The organism is Pseudomonas sp. 5C2, assembly GCF_034314155.1.
Lineage (GTDB): Bacteria > Pseudomonadota > Gammaproteobacteria > Pseudomonadales > Pseudomonadaceae > Aquipseudomonas.
The window spans coordinates 1,255,500-1,273,549 of sequence record NZ_JAVIWH010000002.1; the positions used below are offsets into that span (position 1 = coordinate 1,255,500).

The 18,050-nt window shown below is 53.6% G+C and carries 16 protein-coding genes and 1 pseudogene; 12 read left to right on the top strand and 5 right to left on the bottom strand.

The features are described 5' to 3' along the window. Positions 1–39 precede the first annotated feature (39 nt). Positions 40–669 carry a hypothetical protein gene (locus tag RGU44_RS06420; RefSeq protein ID WP_322217774.1) on the top strand — a complete coding sequence of 210 codons (630 nt, stop codon included), beginning with the start codon at positions 40–42 and terminating at the stop codon, positions 667–669. An 11-nt stretch (positions 670–680) separates the two neighbouring features. Further along, entirely contained in the window at positions 681–1,733 is a 1,053-nt protein-coding gene (locus RGU44_RS06425) for a TniQ family protein (protein WP_322216240.1), read from the top strand. A gap of 160 nt (positions 1,734–1,893) precedes the next feature. On the opposite strand, the gene RGU44_RS06430 is transcribed toward RGU44_RS06425, so the two are convergent. Continuing rightward, positions 1,894–3,567 carry an ATP-dependent helicase gene (locus tag RGU44_RS06430; RefSeq protein WP_322216241.1) on the bottom strand — a complete coding sequence of 558 codons (1,674 nt, stop codon included), beginning with the start codon at positions 3,565–3,567 and terminating at the stop codon, positions 1,894–1,896. Continuing rightward, the gene (locus RGU44_RS06435; RefSeq protein ID WP_322216243.1) at positions 3,564–5,483 is read right to left on the bottom strand and encodes an ATP-dependent nuclease; all 1,920 of its coding nucleotides are present in this window, start codon (positions 5,481–5,483) and stop codon (positions 3,564–3,566) included. The genes RGU44_RS06430 and RGU44_RS06435 overlap by 4 nt, the downstream gene beginning before the upstream one ends. A gap of 1,136 nt (positions 5,484–6,619) precedes the next feature. Between RGU44_RS06435 and RGU44_RS06440 the strand changes: the two genes are divergently transcribed. From RGU44_RS06440 to RGU44_RS06455, 4 genes are all read left to right on the top strand, one after another. Next, entirely contained in the window at positions 6,620–6,961 is a 342-nt protein-coding gene (locus RGU44_RS06440) for a hypothetical protein (protein WP_322216245.1), read from the top strand. A 38-nt stretch (positions 6,962–6,999) separates the two neighbouring features. Further along, the gene (locus RGU44_RS06445; protein ID WP_322216247.1) at positions 7,000–7,380 is read left to right on the top strand and encodes a histone-like nucleoid-structuring protein, MvaT/MvaU family; all 381 of its coding nucleotides are present in this window, start codon (positions 7,000–7,002) and stop codon (positions 7,378–7,380) included. A gap of 920 nt (positions 7,381–8,300) precedes the next feature. Beyond that, entirely contained in the window at positions 8,301–9,212 is a 912-nt protein-coding gene (locus tag RGU44_RS06450; RefSeq protein WP_322217777.1) for a ParA family protein, read from the top strand. 47 nt (positions 9,213–9,259) lie between these two features. Then, a complete protein-coding gene (locus RGU44_RS06455) occupies positions 9,260–9,496 on the top strand; it encodes a hypothetical protein (protein ID WP_322216248.1) in 237 nt (78 codons plus the stop codon). A gap of 304 nt (positions 9,497–9,800) precedes the next feature. Here RGU44_RS06455 and RGU44_RS06460 read toward each other — a convergent pair whose 3' ends face one another. Then, positions 9,801–10,262 (bottom strand): helix-turn-helix domain-containing protein, encoded by a 462-nt coding sequence (locus RGU44_RS06460; protein ID WP_322216251.1) that lies wholly within the window; start codon positions 10,260–10,262, stop codon positions 9,801–9,803. A 300-nt stretch (positions 10,263–10,562) separates the two neighbouring features. On the opposite strand from RGU44_RS06460, the gene RGU44_RS06465 reads away from it, so the two are divergent. The 6 genes and pseudogenes from RGU44_RS06465 to RGU44_RS06490 form a co-directional block, all read left to right on the top strand. Further along, positions 10,563–11,291 (top strand): metallophosphoesterase, encoded by a 729-nt coding sequence (locus RGU44_RS06465; protein ID WP_322216253.1) that lies wholly within the window; start codon positions 10,563–10,565, stop codon positions 11,289–11,291. Beyond that, positions 11,291–11,668 (top strand): hypothetical protein, encoded by a 378-nt coding sequence (locus RGU44_RS06470; protein WP_322216255.1) that lies wholly within the window; start codon positions 11,291–11,293, stop codon positions 11,666–11,668. The genes RGU44_RS06465 and RGU44_RS06470 overlap by 1 nt, the downstream gene beginning before the upstream one ends. 501 nt (positions 11,669–12,169) lie before the next feature. Further along, entirely contained in the window at positions 12,170–12,574 is a 405-nt protein-coding gene (locus RGU44_RS06475) for a DUF6957 family protein (protein WP_322216258.1), read from the top strand. A 74-nt stretch (positions 12,575–12,648) separates the two neighbouring features. Next, a complete protein-coding gene (locus RGU44_RS06480; RefSeq protein ID WP_322216259.1) occupies positions 12,649–13,077 on the top strand; it encodes a DUF6957 family protein in 429 nt (142 codons plus the stop codon). A gap of 857 nt (positions 13,078–13,934) precedes the next feature. Then, positions 13,935–15,497, top strand: a complete 1,563-nt coding sequence (locus tag RGU44_RS06485; protein ID WP_322216261.1) for a GGDEF domain-containing protein — start codon at positions 13,935–13,937, stop codon at positions 15,495–15,497. A 102-nt stretch (positions 15,498–15,599) separates the two neighbouring features. Further along, a pseudogene (locus RGU44_RS06490) lies at positions 15,600–15,998 on the top strand (transposase); the annotation flags it as partial. Between the two features lie 743 nt (positions 15,999–16,741). Here RGU44_RS06490 and RGU44_RS06495 read toward each other — a convergent pair. Together RGU44_RS06495 and RGU44_RS06500 are read right to left on the bottom strand one after the other, a co-directional pair. Beyond that, positions 16,742–16,978 carry a thioredoxin family protein gene (locus RGU44_RS06495; RefSeq protein ID WP_322216263.1) on the bottom strand — a complete coding sequence of 79 codons (237 nt, stop codon included), beginning with the start codon at positions 16,976–16,978 and terminating at the stop codon, positions 16,742–16,744. Positions 16,979–16,997: 19 nt separating this feature from the next. Then, positions 16,998–18,035, bottom strand: coding sequence for a permease (locus RGU44_RS06500; protein WP_322216265.1), 1,038 nt, complete (start codon positions 18,033–18,035; stop codon positions 16,998–17,000). Between the last annotated feature and the right edge of the window lie 15 nt (positions 18,036–18,050).

The window sequence follows — 18,050 nt, forward strand, 5'->3', positions numbered from 1 at the left end:
GTAGCCGCCCGAGCACGCAAGCATGGAAGGCGAGTGCTGATGTTGGATGACGCCCCCTTTCCCGGAAACAAGTACTTGCACGCCAAATTGCTCCATTGCCTGGGTGTCGGTACAGCGAGTTCCATACGGTGCTTCGATGGTTTATCGACCCTGTGCGCCGGCATTCTGGAGTTGCGGCAGTACGATGCACTGTTTATGGAGGATGTGCAGAAATACAAAGATGTTGAATGGCGGGGCGTCGACCCCAACATGGCGACACTTGTAGGCATCACCCGCCTGCGACGCCCACCCTTGGTCATACTGAGTGGACTCACGGATGCGGTGGAGTTCCACCATGCCAGACTCATGGATGCGGGCATCCCTAGTGAGCTGAAGGTGCTGCAACCAATGAAGCTTGGCCAGGACTACGACGCCTTTGTAGGAAGTGTCTGCCAGGCTTATTCGTTAGGCCAAGACTTCCTCATGGCGCTCGACATCCCCCAGGTATATCGCCAATCACATGGGCGGATAGGTCTCACAGTCCGGATCATCCAGTGGCTATATCTGCAGCGTGGGGCCATCGTTCGTGCATTGCAGAGCAAGGTCTACCAGCAACTGCTCGCCGAGAACGAACGCGACGCAGATTTCGACGACGGGATTGGCGACCTGCCACCCGCGACCAGTGTGTAGTGGGCTCAACCATGCGTGCATTTTCAGGGCTACTGAAGCCAATAGGCGATGAATCACTGTCCTCCTGGTTGAGCCGGATGTACCACCAACACTACGTCGATTCGACTTTCGAGACGGAAATCCTGCGTCTGGCAGCTCGAGACTCCAGCGTGAAAGGCGATTTAGACCTGCTATACAAATCATCCGCATTTCTGGATCTGTTCAGCCGCACTCAACGGCCCCAGATCCTTGCTCAGTTTCGGATGGTCGAATCAAACACTGTACCGCTTGGCCTAGGCGATAAGTATTGCCGGCTGTGTTTCCAGAACGACATCAGCGCCCGTCAGTCGCCCATCTGGCGTAAGTCATGGCGGATGCGCGGCGCATCTGTGTGCGTGCTTCATGATCGTCCCGTGCTCCTTTCAAGGCTCATTGAGCGGCCCAAGGATTTACGTGATCGGGGATGGCAAGGCTTCCAAGAGTATCTGGATAGCCCGTTGTCTCGGTTGGACGTCGATTTTGCCCTGCGCAGGGCGCCACCTCATACAGTGATAGCGAATAACAGGAAGCTGTTACTGCTGACCCAGCGGGTTCAGCTTTGGTATCAACGTGCCTTCTGCGATGAAGCCGGGAATAGTCAAGCGGGCAGGGGCTTACAATTTCTGATGAGCTTATGGCTGCATCAACCCGTGTACAAACAGTTGAGTCCAGGGATTGCGCGGGCGTATTTCCGTGCTTCGACTTTCAGGTACCCCAGTATCAGCGTTACTGAAAAGATCACATCGCCCCAGGTATCGATCGACACCGCGAGCCCGCGGGATCTCGCTGTGGCGTACTGGTTGATGGGGATCGCTTACGGGTTGATCACGCAGGAGGAGGGCAAGCTTATAAACCAGATCACCCGATCCGAAATTGCCGTGTTTCCTACTACCAGGCTGCAGGTTGCGGCGGCAACCACCCGAAATTATCTGGAGGCAGGGTTGGCCGAGATACTGAAGGAAGCGAATGAATCTCTGGCCCCCGAAGAGTTTCAGGCGATCTCATGGGTGTTTGTTCGGCTGCTCAGGGCAAAGGACGCGCCGTAGCTTGCTCGCGGATTTACAGTCGTTGCGCATTCACGTGAATTCTCTGCGGCGCCTGGACAAAGGCTCGGATTCGAACCATCGGCCTTACCGGAGCATATCTGGATGCTGAGTTCAGACCCCAGAATCCTGCGTCATCCGCACCAGCTTCACATCACTGCGGCTATTTGTGGGACAGATGCTCGGTGACGTACGTGACGAAGGCTACATGCGGCTGTCTAGCCACATCCCATCTTTTGTTCGCTAATATTCCCGCGGGGCGTGGCCTCTGATTCGCAGTGGTAATGATGAGACGATCCTTCGCTCGAGAGACTGCGACGAAGAAAACCTGTCGCTCTTCTCCGATTTTGCCGCGGAAGGTTTGCTGCTCGACTCCGGAGATAATCACTGAATGGAACTCCAACCCTTTGCTTTTATGCATGGATAAGAAGCGGACAGCGTTGTCGTCGGAGAACCGGGCAAGAGCCCGTGGCAGGTCGGGTTCTGTCTGCAGAAGGGCGGTGATGTGGTCACGGGTATCGCGAATGATCTCCTTCAGCCGTCGCTTGGTTTCGTAGTCTGAAGAAAGGGTCGTCATGACGGCATGCCCCAAGGTGTCGAAGAACGCCCTGGCGAGCTCCCACCAATCGGCGTAAGGAGCCGTTGTCTTCGCTGCCGCCTTCACCTGCTTTTGATGTTGTTTGTAGCAAAGCTCGAACGACTTGTGAGTCCTGTCGCTGTTGCCCTCTTCGTCGAACGGGGCGAAGAGATCCATCAGGCGCGACCATGCCTTATTGGCGCCTCGCGTATAGAGGCAGGTCAGGTAGTCGATCATCAGCCTGGCAGCAGGTTCTTTGAGCAAGTCCTGAAGGGTATTCTCATTGCGAAATGGTATGTTCCGAAGCGTCAGCTGCTCCATCAGTTCTTCGCCATACAGATCGATTTCACCGCGGAAAAGTACGGCGATTTCGGATGGTCGCAACTCTTCGAGTTCAATCCATTTCTGGATGAGGTTCGCCAGGGACACGGCTTCAGCGGTGCTCGAGGAAAAATTCCCCGCACGGATCACACCTTCGTCTCCCTCGATCATTTCGTCGGGCATGAGGGCTGAAGGATCGATGTCCCGGATTACGCTGTTCTGCATGCGCAGTAGACGCGGCTTGGATCGAAAATTGCGGTAAAGCCGCAATGGCCGGGCGGCGAAGTCATCGGCGTAAAGCTTGAATATGCCATCCAGGGCGCCGGCCCAACCCATGATGGTCTGCTTGGTGTCACCCACGGCTGTCAGGAGTGTCGGTGTTCCTTCAAATAGAAGCTTGATCAACTGGTATTGATCAGAGGTGCAATCCTGGAACTCGTCGAGAAATACGTGCGCATAGGTTTGACGGATGGTGTTTCTGGCGATCTTGCTCATACGCAGAATTTTGAGCGCCATGGGAAGCAGGTGCATGAAGGTGATCTGCTCGCCGGGAATGGCCGTCTTGCCAATCGAGTAGTCTGGTTTCAGAGCGTCGGCACCGGTCAATAAAACACGAAAGCGATTGACAATCCGATTGGCAAAGGAGTGAAACGTGAAGCTGTCGAAGCGTGTCGCTTGCTCCCATCCGCATCGCAGGCTGACCCGGTCTTTGAGATTGCGGCTCGAGTCGGACTTGAACGATATTGCCAGGATTCGTTTGGGATACCGGCAACTGCCTGTGCGCAGCAGAAAGTCCGCACGCTGAGCCAATATCTCCGTCTTGCCAGCGCCAGGCCCCGCCAGAAGGACGAGCGAGCGCTCGGTGTCCTTGATGGCGTGCCACGCGTTCGCTTCCAGAGTGAGGCCTGGCGAAGGCGTCCAACGGTCAGGGTGAATCACTCGGGTGACTCCTCAAGCGCTGCGATGACTGCGTTTGCGAGTCGATCCAGTGAGGGAGGGAGGCCGGCGAGCAGGTCTGCGTCAGAGAGGCTCGACAGAGCCGTGAGGTGAGCAGCAGGTTTGCTGCCAAGTTTGAAGAGGTGGTGGTAGGCATCAAACCACGCTTGCTCTTGAGGGCTGTATTGATCGGCGCCTTGATGGCTTTTTCCGAGAACAGCCTTCTGGCTTTCTGGCGTGGACGCGGCAGGCAGTGCCTTGAATGCGAGAGGGAAGGCGGTGAGCATGGCGAAGTCGAGATCCAGTGGCGCCGAGAAGAACACGCCCCGCTGCTCAAGGAGGTCGAAGAGGGTTTCTGGGGACGTGGACGAGACGCCGTTGTGGATTCTGACTTGAAACTCAGGGCTGTCCCAGGCCGGGATGGTATAGGGCAAAACCTTGGAAGGCTCAAAAAGCGCCAGCTGGTCATTGACGTATTTCAGCCGTCCCCAGCCTCCGTTGTGTCTGGCCAGATCAAGGTCTAGCAACGTGATGTATGGGGTGCCCAATTGGGAAAGCAGCCGCCAGAAGTGGTTTACGTGACGGCCACCCAAGGGCGCGATGGTCACCGCCGATTCGTCAACCGGCGCCCCTTTGGCTTGGAGAATTCTTGGAAGAACGATCTCCTCGCTGTCGCCTTCACCCAACACTACTAGCCGGGAGAAATAGATCTCAGGAAAGGCCTGGACGGCCTCTCGGACGAATTTATGGGCTACATCTTCCTTGGATGGCAGCGTGATGCCGCTGACCAGGGAGCACCGGTTTGAGCCGAGTCTTAGGTAGCGGATGTTTTCGGGATCCACCCGGCGCAGCATCGAAGGCGCGTGTGTCGCGATCAGCGCCTGTGCATCGATACCGATCGATCCTTTCAGGACGTTAACGATCCTGCCCAGATAATGAGGTGACAGGCTGTTCTCGGGCTCCTCCATGGCCAAGATGGTGAAGGCGGGTGGTTTCAGTTTCGCTGGATCAATGGCCGTGTTTTTACCTGATTTCACATCACGGTTGATCGAGTGGGCTGCTAAAACCAGCGATAGGTAGAGCATCGATTTTTGCCCGTCACTTAGCCTGGAAAAATCCACCTCATTCACCCCATGCCCCGGCGTGAATGAAACCGACATGTGCCGCAGCAGCATCTCGATGTCCGAATTCACGAAGGTGAGCTTAGGCTCGGCGAAGAACGCTCCTTTGTGGAGGCCTTTCCATGAAGCGTTCAAGCTTTGGCCGAGCGCTTTGACGGAGGCGTTCCCTGCCAGGCAGTTGGTAATCTGGTCGGTCAAGTCCTTGACCGTATTGCGATCGCCACCCCACTGCGTTGCGCGCAGCAACCGTCCGAGCAATGCGGTCGCCCCGTAGGCGATATGGTCGGACGGATCACGTCGGGCCGGGATGTAGTGAAGGTGGATCTGGTTGCGCTGATGCTTGGGGACGATGGAGCTGACGGTTGGGTTTCCATAGGCATCCGCCTGGGTGACGTAAACAAGCGTCTCTTCGACGTCACCTTCGTCATCGACGGTGGCTGTGAGGCGGTAACGCACCCGCGGCACATCGCCCGCAGCCTGGAGGCGCATGTGATCGAAATGCGGAGCAACCGTGTCGTTGTCCTCATCGTCAGCTGTCTCTGGGAAGGAGAACTCGGCCTCCAGCCACAACGTGCTGCCACCCTCAGCATTGCTCAGGCCAATAGGAACGTGAAAGTCAGAAGGCCGGACACGACGCAACCCTGGCTCAAATGCAAACAGCCTGCAGAGTGCTTGGAGGACAGCGGTTTTGCCCGCGCCATTCGGGCCCAAGAGGTAGGTTATGTCTTCGAACGTGATCGGAGTCGGTACAGGGCCAAACGACTGGAAATTGGATATCCGCAGACTGCACAGCTTCATTGCTCGCTTTCCTTATCTGATCAAGCTGTCTTTTCGAAGACACGCAGCAAATTTTTGGCTGACGGCTCTAGCTATCCCTGTCCGTGTCGCTGCGCGCAGGGGTGAAGAATACTGTGCCTGCTCAGGTTGTAGAAAGGCTTGCTGGAAAAATTTGTTCCGATATCCGAGCTTCTTAGTCGTGTCTTTACCAGTTGGCGCCAGTAGGTAGCAAGAAGCATGATAATCATAGGTAGGCCAGGAAAATGGGCGCTGACAAAATGTTTCGTCCTGACATTAAGGGTGAAGGCTCGGGCTGCTATTTAATTACTTGTATTTAATACCATGGCCGTCTTTATAATCGATGCGTTCTGATCTTGTATCTGCGAAGTAGTTGGTTTTCAACATTGGTTTGAAAGAGGTCTGCACATTGCAGTGACTCCAGGATTGCTGATTAAATCGGATGGCATGTATAGGCCAGGAATCGACTCTTCCGTTAATAATATTCACTTAGCCGCTAACTACATCTAGAACATGGCTCAGGCCCACGATGGGCGTAGACCATGATGACCAAATATGCAAATGCCGAAGGCTCATACGATCGAATCAAATTCGGTGGCAGGGCAAGGCGCGTTTGCCGATCGATTTCCAAGAAAACTATCAGCCTGCAGTCTATGGGTAATCGCAAAGCTGATGCATCGCGTAACCCAGGGGATGAAGCCAGCCTGGCCCATAAAGCAGCGAATCTTAGGTCATTCCTCCAGCATCCCAAACACACAGTCATACGCTAAGCCTCGTACTAGAGGCCTTGCTGACCATAATGACTGGTTTTCGCCTACATTGATCATAGAAACGGTTTAGGTCTATATTGAGATGTACGCCGATCAAGCCTCAGCAGGGTGCCATCATTACCCTGGCTGGATGTTCGGTTTTTACGAAGGCTCCATCCTCGTTCAATCTCGTCAGTCGTTTGTTTCCCTAGGAATACTAATGATCACGATGCTTATGAACACCTTTGCGAATAGCCAAAATACTGACGTTGCAGCCGTCGGGGACAGGTCTTTCAGCCTTGTGGTAAGCCGTCAGTATTGGTTTATTCCAGAGGGTGCATCGGCTACACTCAATGCACATAGCTCACTCAGCGCGAATTGGTGGATGGCATGAGCAGGTCACATACCCTAGTCGAATTGCGGCTGGCAGAGCATCAGCTGGCCACGATGCTGGTCGCCCTTTCCAAGAAGAAGGATCAGCCTGACTATCTGCTGGACATCGAGTTTCACGCCCAGCTCAAGGCACTCATGGTCGAGTTTGGTTATACCACGCCTCAAGTGGTCAAATTGCTCTGTGCTCGCGACAAGTTCGCACAGCGCGGGGTAAATCCATTGCTTGATCTTATCCCGAGTGGAACGTCCGAAAACAAACCGGTTGATATTGCAGAGCCCGTTCAAAGAAAGGTATCAAAAAATGAGCGATCCCAAGCAAGGGAAAGTTCTTATGCCTGATCTAACTGACAGCCTGTATTGCCGAGAATGAGAATGCCATGGACAAGTTGATTGAGCTGCTTGAGGTTAATGATCGACTTGCGAATGAATGCTCTACAGCTATGCCACTCGTTAATGATCCTGAAGTGATCAAAGCATTTGATTTCTTGACTCGCCTCGATTCACTTGCTGATAAGTATCAGTTTGCTCCCAAGGATATAGTCCTGCTTCTCGACCCTAGTCTTGGAGTTGAGGAACTTCCCGATGGCTCAGGAGCGCAATTGAAGCCAGCTCCTAAGAAAAGAAAGCCCCGCCCGCTGAAGAACTACCTCAACCCTCACACGGGCGAAGTGGTACAGACTCGCGGAGCTAATCATAAAGTCTTGAAGCAATGGAAAGCATTACATGGCGCAGCTGTTGTCGAGAAATGGCTGCGTTAGAACCGATCAGTCCTCGACCTGCTGCTCATTCCTGACCTACAGCACCCTTTCGACCTATCGCTGGACGGTTAGGAAGGGGTAGGGCCGCAGACGTGGCCAGACATCACTGCACGGAGAAGATCACTTAGCGGTAGGGGCCCCAGTGATCCGCAGCAGCGAAAGGCTCACTCAGACTCGCGCCAATATCTGCTGACTGTCATTTTGTTCACCTCAAGATTCTGAGACCTCTGCGCCTGGGTTAAGCCTTGGGCTTTGCACTCCTATGTATGGATTGGGGCGTGACAATCGATACCTATCTCTACGATGCGGCAAGGGTAGGGCAGCGCTACGCTGCGATGGTGTACGGTGACAAATCCGGGGCTAAGGGAACAATACCCTAAAGTTACATGAATCTTAACGTCCAGAACACTGGGTCTATTGCCTGGCAGTTTTGGGGAGGTGGTTGAGATGCCATTGCCTGATCCGGAAGCGTTTGACGCCATTCGCAAAAGAGTATTGGAGTCTCTCACCTCTTGATTCATTTGCGCGCGACCAACGCCCTGTTTGGATATTGACACCCTGCTGAGGTGCATGCCCAGTTGCACCAAGCGATCTGCTTCTGCTAAACCCGTTGGGGCGAGCTGGATGTCAGTTGCCCTCGGGCGCAGAGTCCAGCGGCACTCTGTGCCAGCTGTTATCTGATTTTGCAAACCCTTACGCTGGTTGAACAGACAAGGAGAATTGCTATGTCCCCATTTGCCGCGGCCCTTATGAATTCCCGAATCGCGCATTCAATGTCCAGGTTCAGGGCCGCAGAGTGCGCCGGAGTGAGCGAGCGAACCTGGAGGTCTTACGAGCAAGGGCAACGCACACCTAGCAAAAGCGTTGTTCGAAATTTCTATGACCGGTCGGGTATCCCGATGACGGCGGACACCGCCAAGATGCTAAGGGCCTCGCACGCAGCCCGCGTGCTGAGTATCACCTCTCTGAAGGGGGGCGTTGGTAAGTCCCCCATCACCGTAGACGTCGCTGCATGCCTGGTTGAGCGAGGAAACAGGGTGGCAGTCATCACCCACGATTGTTGCTATGAGGATGGTATCTCTGACGGGGTGCGCCCGAGAGCCGGCTCCCTGACTGCAAACGTCGACTTTTTTGGCTACCCAGATGTGTTCTTTTCGCTGGCCGAACGAGAAACCTTCGCCAAACGGCTGCGACACGTCGTGGATCATGGATCCCCGATGGATCGTAGCGGGCTTGAGTTCGAGACGGGTGGGACACTTGGTTCGATGGTCGAGCGGATTGGATCATCCAAGATGTTCAAAGACATGAGAGCCGATTACGACTATGTCCTGCTTGACCTCAATCTCAAGGTAGATCTGATTCGCGCTCACTCAGACCTGGTTGCGATCATCATCGATAGTTCTTGTCTTCAATCGGTAGACAGCGCCCAGCGGCTAAATCTGCGATTGCAAAAAAGCAAAGGAGGGCGTCGTACACCAAGCTGCTTTGGGTTGGTCACGCGCAACGATGTTGGGGGTAGAAGCCGAGAGTTGGAGGAGTACTTTGGAGATCTGGATCTCCCGCCAGACACGGCCGAGGAACTTGAGGCTGCGAGGCTCGCCTCCAGCAATTTTCGCGAGCGTATTCTCAGCGACATCACGGCTCTACCCTTGACTCGTCTTATGACCCATTTGACGAACGCGCACGAGATCGTGATTGACAAGTACAATCATGAGCAGCCGTTCCTGGAGGGCTATTCGTATTTTGACTCTGTCCTCGATATCGCTTCCAGCTCGCATGCAGCAGACGAGATACGTCGTTTGACCAATGAACTCGTTGGTCTGCGGCTGTAGGCAAACGTGGAACGTGTTGAGCCATCGAGCGGGAGGCATGACGGAACATGAAGCGCGAACATACGCTCACGCTTGAGGAATTCGAGACGGTGATGCGCGAGTTTGACGTGGCCGGGGAGTGGATGGCGCAAGAGCTGAAATCTTGCGGTGCTAACCCCTCGAAGCCCAAGCCCATCCGTCCCCCCAGCAAGAAAATCCACGACGACCTATTTGAAGGTGCCCAGGATGATCAGTCCTGGCAAATCACACAGCTGAAGGCTCCAACTTCAACGCTGGTTACCTAGATTCGGTGGCTACTGGTGAGCAGCCGTATAGTCGAGTTGTTGGCTGACTGCTCAATCATCCCAACGGACTTCGAAGGCACCGCGTGGCTGCTCTATCCCAATCGCAGTTTTCTACCCACTCAAACTAGAGCGCTTGTCGACTACTTGTCGGCTCACATGCCGATGTGCCGAAAGGTCTAACACGTCCGATTGAGTGAAGAGGGGACGTGGAAATCTCTTCTGACAAACCTCGTCTTCCTGCTCGGCAAACATCACCAAAGGCCGCGCCCCAAAAGACCGCTATGAAGCCGGCCGCGCGTAAGTGTCAGCTATCTTCGTTCTTTTGCATTCGCCTGGTAACCGTCGACTTAGCCACACCAAGTATCCGGGCGACCTGCGCCTGAGAATTCCCTTCCTCCAAAAGCTTGACGATCTTTTGCTTCAAATCAGCTGACTCAACTATTCGCGGATGATCCGTCTTGCTCGGCTGGGCCGGGATTACGGAATCCAACAAGCCAAGCGATTCAAGGTCATCGTGAGCACGCTGTAGAACAGAACGCGCCGACTGTCCACTCTCAGATGCATACACAACCGCTAAGAGAGAAAGGGGCTCCATATTCAGTGCTTGGGCGAGCTCCTTACTTTTCTCAAGAGAAACAGACCTTTGTGCGGACTCCAATCTGCTCACGTGGGACGGGTCAGTCTGCTTGGAGATGTCGAGTTGAGTTAATCGCTGGTTAGCCCGCAGGAATTGCAGCGCTGCTGCAAAGGCGTTACGAAGCGACATTTTAGGCGTTCCTGTAAAACAAAACGGTATGCCGCGATTGCATCGTTGCGCACAAATGCTTATAGTCATTCTACGGCAACGATTGCGCCGCCGAGCGCATAGCTCGGTAGCCCACGACGGCGAACATCGATGGATTGGCCGAACCCATGTGGGTCGCCATTTGTTGCCCTTTAAGGAATTAGATATCTATCAATATATATGTAAATCGAGAAGCCACCGGGTTTAGTCGATCTATTTCGGCTGTCCGGTTCTCCTTACGAAACTGTCCTATATCCCGCTAAATCGAGTTTGCGTGGCGTAATGAAAATCCAGATTTACTCAGACCTCCATCTTGAGTTTTCCCAGTTCGAACAGCCCAAAAAAGAAGCGGGCATTGTCATTCTGGCGGGAGATATCGACATCCACGCCAGGGGCGTGACGTGGGCAAACGGAGCCTTTTCCTGCCCAGTGATTTATGTCGCGGGCAACCATGAATATTACAAAGGCCATATCGAAGAAACGCTGAAAAAAATGAAAGACGCAGCCGCACCTCATGTCCACGTCCTAGAAAACGAAGTTTTTGTTTGGCAGCAAATTCGATTCCTTGGCACCACAGCCTGGACTGACTTTACATCGTCTGGTGATGTCGTGGCAGCAACCCGAATGGCCTGGGAGTGGATGAACGATTTTCGAGTTATCAGGGCTGATGCTTCGTACCGCCGCCTTAGGCCGGATGATGTCGTAAGAAGAAATAGAGTGGCGCGAGAATGGTTGACCCAAGAGCTAAGCAAGCCATTTGAAGGAAAAACCGTGGTCATCACGCATCACGCCCCAACACCCTACGTTGTGGGCGATAAGCAGGACGGACATCTGTCTGCGGCGTATGCCAATAGCTGGCCTGAGCTGATTGAGAAGGCCGATCTTTGGATTTTTGGGCACACGCATCGCGGAGTCGATATAGAACTCGCGGGATGCAGGGTGATCTCGAATTCGAGAGGTTATCCAGGTGAGGAGACTGGCTTTCGCGCTGATTTCGAGGTTGAGCTCTGATGAGCTTCTCGGTGCGGGATAGGAACGATCCTTCGTATGCCAGTTACTGGATAAAAACCTTCGGAGCGACGCTCGCCGACCTCCAATTTTTTCGGCTTCCAAGAGTCATTCAACAAGCTCGGGAAGCAATCCCCGACGAGGAGGTTGCGGGATTCCTCGCTTGTGCATTGGAACGCCCACCGCAGATGACGGGGTTGATGTTTTGCGATCGTCGTAAGCGATTTCCTGAGGGTCTTCCTGCGCATACGCCCCCAATAGTGAAACGGTATTACCGCGATGGTTATCTCATCGTCCAAGTGGAGGGTGGCGGCCTCTATGTTGTTGCTCACTGGTATCACCAAAACGGCGCATTAGGCCCATTTCATAAAGTGCATTGATGATGAAAAACAGAAGGAGGCTGCTTGCCAGTCGTGTAATCACAAATGCAGATGATCCTGTTGGAATTCCGAGCGTCGTGACGGAAGCCCTAAAGGTTGATTTTGGGACTCTAATCACAGGGTATCTATGCTGCGCGGCTTTTGAGAGAAACTACGCAATTGGCATCATATTCGGAGATTTGTTCGGCAGGTTTGAGAACGGCAAGGGTATCCACACGTCGAGCGTCCTGAGCCAAGCCGTGGTGAAAGGGTATGTCCTTGTTGAGACGCTCAACAGTCTTTATGTCATTTGCAGCTGGGCTCATGACGAATCTGGCCTTCGTTTCACGGGCCAGTTGCACTGACCCGCTCTGTGATGACCAGGAAAGTAGCAGGTATGAATTTTTGGTACCGGAGAGCGACGCCCATGAGCCTCGACGAGTAGGCAATCCCGTTACGCAGAAATGGGTTCCGATCAGACTATAGATTGACTGAAGTACCTGATCCCTCGGGAGCATTCGTATGACTGATATTTTGCAGGAAGTCGCAGCTCTGTTCGATCGCAGCGGCGAGCCTGTTGAGGGCTTTGATATGGGGCAGGTCGAAGCCGAGGCCGAGGCGATTATGAGCTTTACTGGTCGCCCATATTGCTTGGTTCGAGCCTGGAGCATCATCGAAGTTGATGTCTCCGAAGATTATAAGGTCTCGCTAGCAACAGATGGATTATCGCCTTACGTGCTCTATGCCTCGGATGTTGTTCTGCACAGCGGTGGCAAGCGTCGACCAGGTGATTGGGTGCGGAGCACATTTCAGCGCTCATTCACTCAAGGCTTCTTGTTTAAAACAAAAAATACGACCTATCTGTTGATGGGCCCGGGCCTTCGGAAAAAGGCGAGCGTTGAAGCGATCTTGGCAATCGTTAGCTGAGACTAAAACCGTGAGCAACACGAGGGGCCACGAGAATGTGCTCCCGCATTATTGACTAGGTAAGGCAGATTTTTTTGGACATTGAATTACTGGGTGATCTTCTCTACGGCCCAGCTCGCATATTGTACGGATCAAGGCTCTCAGACGAAAACCTATTGGAGGCCACGCACGAAACCTTCGGTGCCCAGGTGGTTTGCATCGTCAGAAACTGGATGCTTATCGACGTCAAGTTGACTGGCCGCCATGAACGATTGGTAAAGACCAATGGACTGCAGCCTACGCTGCTTTATGCGAACAAAGTCGTTAGCGCGAATGCCACAGAGAATCTGTCACAAGGCGTGTTGTCTGGCTTTCAGTATCGCTACGAAGACTGTTTTTTTGCATCTGATGACATGCTCTACGTGCTTGGGGGGCGAGGATCGCGCAAATCTGCTGAGGTACCTGCAGTATTCGCGTTATCACAGCAGTGCGGCGGCGAATTTCGGGTCGACGATGGGCGATGATCTCCTGACGGTTTTGCCTGGGAGATACCGCCTGCTTCTTGATGATCTGGTCATACGTGAAATCGCATTTATGCCCGGCTGGTGGTCGCTACTGAACAACCTTTGTCAGACGATTCAAGGTTATCTGGATGCGCATCACGAAGCTCCAGTGATCCTAATCGTACGAGTAAAAGAAAAGTGGGGAGGGCTGCGGATTTATTATCGTGGTGGCGACGAAGTCTGCCGGGAAATGGTGGATAACGCGATGGAGACTTCCCTGACAATTTGCGAGATATGCGGCGGTAAGGGAAAGCGGATAGGAAAGCGGCGATATAGCGTGCGTTGTCCAGCTCACTCCGCCTGGTCAACGGCTACTGTTTTGAAAGCAAAAACACGCTGTATACACTCGCCAGCCGAGGTGCCAGAAAGCTTATGGGCATGCCTGAGTTAGCCGCGCTGAGAGATCCACAGATTACCGTCTATTCAGCTTAGCCAAACACCGGCGACAAGCAAAATGCAACGACCACCGCCAGCTCCTGGCCCAGGCTGTGTGAAAACTCATTCACGAATTTTAGGTCTGCGTTGCTACGTAAAATCTGCCAGTGTTTGGTTAGTCAGCAGACCTGAAATTTGCGTAGGAACTCGACTTTCGTTTCGATTCTAACTGTAAAACTTGCTCTAAAACGTTTATACACAGCCTCGGCCGGTTGCTACCGGTCATGTGTGACAGGTGCTACAGAGAAGTCGGATCGCGATAATTGAGGCCAGTCCTTGCTTGAGTGACTGGAACGACGCAGTGCAGGGACTGTACCGCATTGGCAGGGCTGAATGCGCGATGTCATAATAATGGCATTCAATTGCTCGTTACCGGAGACACGATGAGTGCGGAGCCCGAAGTCAGCCAGGTAAAAAGGCTGCAACAGCTCATAACCTATGCCCGGTTGGCTGCCTCCACGGTGATGATAGTCGGCATAGGTGTGCTGGCTGGCTGGCTGCTTGATGTGCCCGTACTCAGAGCGGTGTTTCCTGGCTGGACTGCGATGATGGTCAATACCGCCAGTATGTTCACTGTCCTCGGAGGGGGGCTGTGGTGCGCTACGTTCAGAACCTCCCAGGCCGGAAGCTTGATAAGACAGCTTGGCGCTATTTTGGTGATACTTGTTGGTGGGTTGACCCTCGTTGAGTATGTCCTGTCGGTTGATCTAGCGATTGATTTGCTGCTTCCTTTCGAGCTTCAACATAGCCAACCCGTTACTTTTCCGGGGCGAATGGCTCCCGTGACGGCACTTTGTTTTCTGCTTTCTGGTTTTGGCTTGCTGCTTGAGGGAAGGTCGTTACTGCCGCAATTTTTTGCGTCGTCAGCGCTATTTATAAGCCTGATGGCGCTTGTCGGTTATTTGTTCAACGTCAGTGCCCTCTACACCATGGGCATCTATAGCTCTATGGCCATCCATACGGCTATTGCGCTGATCCTGTTCAATACTGGACTGCTGGTTATCCAGGAACGCTCGGGATTCGTCGAGTTGCTGACAAGCGATACAGCCGGCGGCAAGGTAGCGAGAAGCTTACTGGCTAGTATCCCCGTAGTAATTCTCAGCATCGGAGGCGCCCTGCTAGCCGGAGAAAAACTGGGGTACTATGATAACCGGTTCAGCTTAGCGTGGATGGTGACGCTGAGCATCGCCACGCTCGTTGCGGTAATCCTGAGAACTGCGAGGCATCTCCATCGGATCGATAAGTCGAGAGGGAATGTTCAGGCGGAATTGGCAGCCCTGAATGCTGTGCTTGAATTGCGAGTGGTCGAGCGAACCAGTGCACTAGAAATGGCGAACGGGACGCTAGTGGGCGAAATATCGCAGCGACAAAAGGTCGAAGATGACATGCGCCGACTGTCACTGACGGATGAACTGACCGGCTTGCACAATCGTCGCAGTTTTTTTCTTTTGGCTGACCAGCTAATGCACTCAGCTCGCCGTAATGACCAATCCTGCTTGCTGTTTTTTATTGATCTCGATGGTCTGAAAAAGCTTAATGATGTCCACGGCCATGAGGCGGGCGACTTGGCGATCATCGCTGCCGCGCAGGTGCTCAAAACAGCGTTTAAAGTTACTGATGTTGTCGCTAGGTTCGGCGGCGATGAGTTTGTAGTCCTGGCTGCCGACGTGAACGAGTCGGCAGATACTCTTTCTGCTCGTGTGCAAGCGCTGGTCGATGAGTTCAATGGTAGTGACTGCTGCCGTTATCCTGTCGGCTTAAGCATCGGCGCTGTTCGTTGTTTACCAAAGGAGCTGAAGCCTTTGGGTGAACTGCTTGCTGCTGCCGATGCCGCGATGTATGCCAATAAGCAGCGTCGTCAGCAAACTCTTTATTGCGATGGGTGCGCACTACGTGTACCGCCCACGCACGGAGGCGGGCTACTCGAATCGCCCTCGGTCACTTAGACGCTTTCGAGCGCCTGCTTTTGGCCGATTTTTTTGAAAAAGTAGATCGCCTGCTTGGCCTGCGGCAAAATATGGTCATCGGCCGCCGGGAGGATTCGCAGCATGATGGGACAATTGTCGAGTGGACAAGAACGACTGTTTTACTCGTTCAACCTTGAAGATCACATCCCAGCAAATCACCTCCTACGCAGCATTGATTGATGTCTCGATCTGAGCGACCTGCGCCATTACCTCGCCGATTTCTACAGCCCGATTGGGCGTCCTTCGATTGATCCTGAACTGATGATTCGCATGCTGGTTGTGGGCTATTGCTACGGCATTCGTTCAGAGCGCCGGTTGTGCGAAGAGGCTCATTTGAACTTGGCGTACCGCTGGTTCTGTCGGTTGAGCCTTGAAGATGAAGTCCCCAATCACTCTACTTTTTCCAATAATCGCCAAGGCCGTTTCCGGGACAGTGATCTGTTTCGTTGGCTGTTTAATGAGGTACTGAGCCGCTGCATGTGCGTGGAATGGGTGGCCGAATGGCCGTGGAATCCCCAACCCACGACATCTGCCAACAAAACGTACTCAATCGTTTTCTCGACGATGATCCTGAAGTCACTGCAGGCGCTCTTGGCGAGCACCTCATAAGTCTCGACCTCAGACTTCTCATGAAGCTTTCTCAGGCGGGTAACAGGGCGAGATCATGAACGCGTTGTCAGCCCTTTCACCGCAAGTGCGCCAGCACCTGTTGGTGACCGGCAATTACTTGGCCTTTACCCTCAATGTCGTGCGATAGCAGGAGAGTGAGCCTGCACTTCCTATCGGTAAGCCGGGAGTGCAACGACTGCTTCGACCGCGCGCACTACCTGCGCCATGCGATCCAAGTGGGCCGGTGCGATGAAGACCGGATGGGCTGCGAATAGATGAGGGCAGCGTTGCTGCACAAGCTCAAGCAAACCTGGCTCACCGAGCGTCGACTCCAGAGTCTCGCGCAGATGCATCTTTATCCAGGCTGATGCAAAAGCACTGGTTGTTGAGGCTTTCTATAGGCCCCCCCTGCTACAGCCGCCGCCGCGACTGCCGCCGAAAGAAACGCCGCGTTATTGTCGGACAAGGGCATAACCAACTTAGGCATCGCTATTTCTCCTAGGGCTCTGAGACTTGACGGGCCGAGTCCCTAGCCCGAAGCCTGTAATTTTTTGAGGCGGGCACAGTTGGGCCTCTCAACACAGAGTATGGCTGGACGTCCAGAGGCTGCCTATCTAAGCGTTGAGCCACTGTTCGACTTTGTCACGGGTCGGGATGCCCCCTGAGTGAACCACCTTTCCATCAATCACGACGCTGGGCGTGGACATTACCCCGTAGCTGACGATCTGTTGCATGTCTTCGATTTTTTCCAGCTTTACGGGGACGCCTTTCGCACTCGCCACCTGTTCGATGATAGCTACTGTCGATTTACATTTTGCACAACCGGTGCCCAGAACCTTGATATCTTTCATAAAAACCTCGGTAGGTGGATTACAAAGCGAAGTTGAAGACGTAACCAACGATGAGAATGCCGACGGCGACGACCCCAATGAAGGTGGCTATCAGGCGAACTTTCAGCACCTTGCGCAAGATCACCATCTCCGGAAGGGATAGAGCGATGACACTCATCATGAAGGCCAGTACGGTGCCCAGCGCCGCCCCCTTTGCGAGCAGTGCCTGCACAATAGGAATGATGCCTGCCGCATTGGTATACATGGGGATGCCGATAAGAACCGCGAGCGGAACCGACCACCAGGCTTCTTTGCCCATAAAACTGGCCATGAAATCCTCAGGCACATACCCGTGAATGCCTGCGCCAATAGCGATACCGGCAAGGATGTAAGGCCATACTTTCCCAACGATTTCACGCACGCTACTAAGCCCGGCATTTGTTCGCTCATGCAGCGGCATACTCGTGTCCCCAACAGTTGCCTGGATCTTGGGCATATTACGAACCCAGTCTTCCAGATAGGCCTCCATTTTCAGGCGCCCAATGACCCAACCAGCAACAATCGCAATAAACAAACCCAAACTGAGGTACAGCAACGCAACTTTCCAGCCGAATAGGCCAAGCAGCAGTGTCAGCGCTACCTCATTCACCATGGGCGCAGAAATGAGAAAAGAGAAAGTCACCCCTAGTGGCACCCCGGCTTGAACAAAACCTATAAATAGAGGAACGGCTGAGCAGGAGCAAAATGGGGTAAACACACCGAGAGAGGCCGCCATGACATTGGCCATCCCTTCGCTTCGCCCTGCCAACATTGCGCGGGTGCGCTCAGGTGTGAAGTGGGAGTTGAGCATGCCCATCAAGAACACGATGCCGGTCAACAGCATCAGCACTTTGGGCGTGTCGTAGAAAAAAAACTGTAAGGCGCCTCCAAGGTGGCTATTACGATCAACAGGAAGCGCTGCGACCAAAGCCTCTGAAACAGGAATCAGGGCTTCATACAATCCGAACCAGACAAGCGCTGCTACCGCTAAAAACATGCGGGGATTCCGCTCAGGCCAGCGCACGATCATTTCGTTCATGTCCACTGCTCCTAA

Bases quoted from the DNA above. Each gene is read 5' to 3' on its own strand.
- RGU44_RS06420 (WP_322217774.1), top strand. From the start codon at position 40: ATGTTGGATGACGCCCCCTTTCCCGGAAACAAGTACTTGCACGCCAAA.
- RGU44_RS06425 (WP_322216240.1), top strand. From the start codon at position 681: ATGCGTGCATTTTCAGGGCTACTGAAGCCAATAGGCGATGAATCACTG.
- RGU44_RS06435 (WP_322216243.1), bottom strand. From the start codon at position 5,483: ATGAAGCTGTGCAGTCTGCGGATATCCAATTTCCAGTCGTTTGGCCCT.
- RGU44_RS06440 (WP_322216245.1), top strand. From the start codon at position 6,620: ATGAGCAGGTCACATACCCTAGTCGAATTGCGGCTGGCAGAGCATCAG.
- RGU44_RS06445 (WP_322216247.1), top strand. From the start codon at position 7,000: ATGGACAAGTTGATTGAGCTGCTTGAGGTTAATGATCGACTTGCGAAT.
- RGU44_RS06450 (WP_322217777.1), top strand. From the start codon at position 8,301: ATGCTAAGGGCCTCGCACGCAGCCCGCGTGCTGAGTATCACCTCTCTG.
- RGU44_RS06455 (WP_322216248.1), top strand. From the start codon at position 9,260: ATGAAGCGCGAACATACGCTCACGCTTGAGGAATTCGAGACGGTGATG.
- RGU44_RS06460 (WP_322216251.1), bottom strand. From the start codon at position 10,262: ATGTCGCTTCGTAACGCCTTTGCAGCAGCGCTGCAATTCCTGCGGGCT.
- RGU44_RS06465 (WP_322216253.1), top strand. From the start codon at position 10,563: ATGAAAATCCAGATTTACTCAGACCTCCATCTTGAGTTTTCCCAGTTC.
- RGU44_RS06470 (WP_322216255.1), top strand. From the start codon at position 11,291: ATGAGCTTCTCGGTGCGGGATAGGAACGATCCTTCGTATGCCAGTTAC.
- RGU44_RS06475 (WP_322216258.1), top strand. From the start codon at position 12,170: ATGACTGATATTTTGCAGGAAGTCGCAGCTCTGTTCGATCGCAGCGGC.
- RGU44_RS06485 (WP_322216261.1), top strand. From the start codon at position 13,935: ATGAGTGCGGAGCCCGAAGTCAGCCAGGTAAAAAGGCTGCAACAGCTC.
- RGU44_RS06495 (WP_322216263.1), bottom strand. From the start codon at position 16,978: ATGAAAGATATCAAGGTTCTGGGCACCGGTTGTGCAAAATGTAAATCG.
- RGU44_RS06500 (WP_322216265.1), bottom strand. From the start codon at position 18,035: ATGAACGAAATGATCGTGCGCTGGCCTGAGCGGAATCCCCGCATGTTT.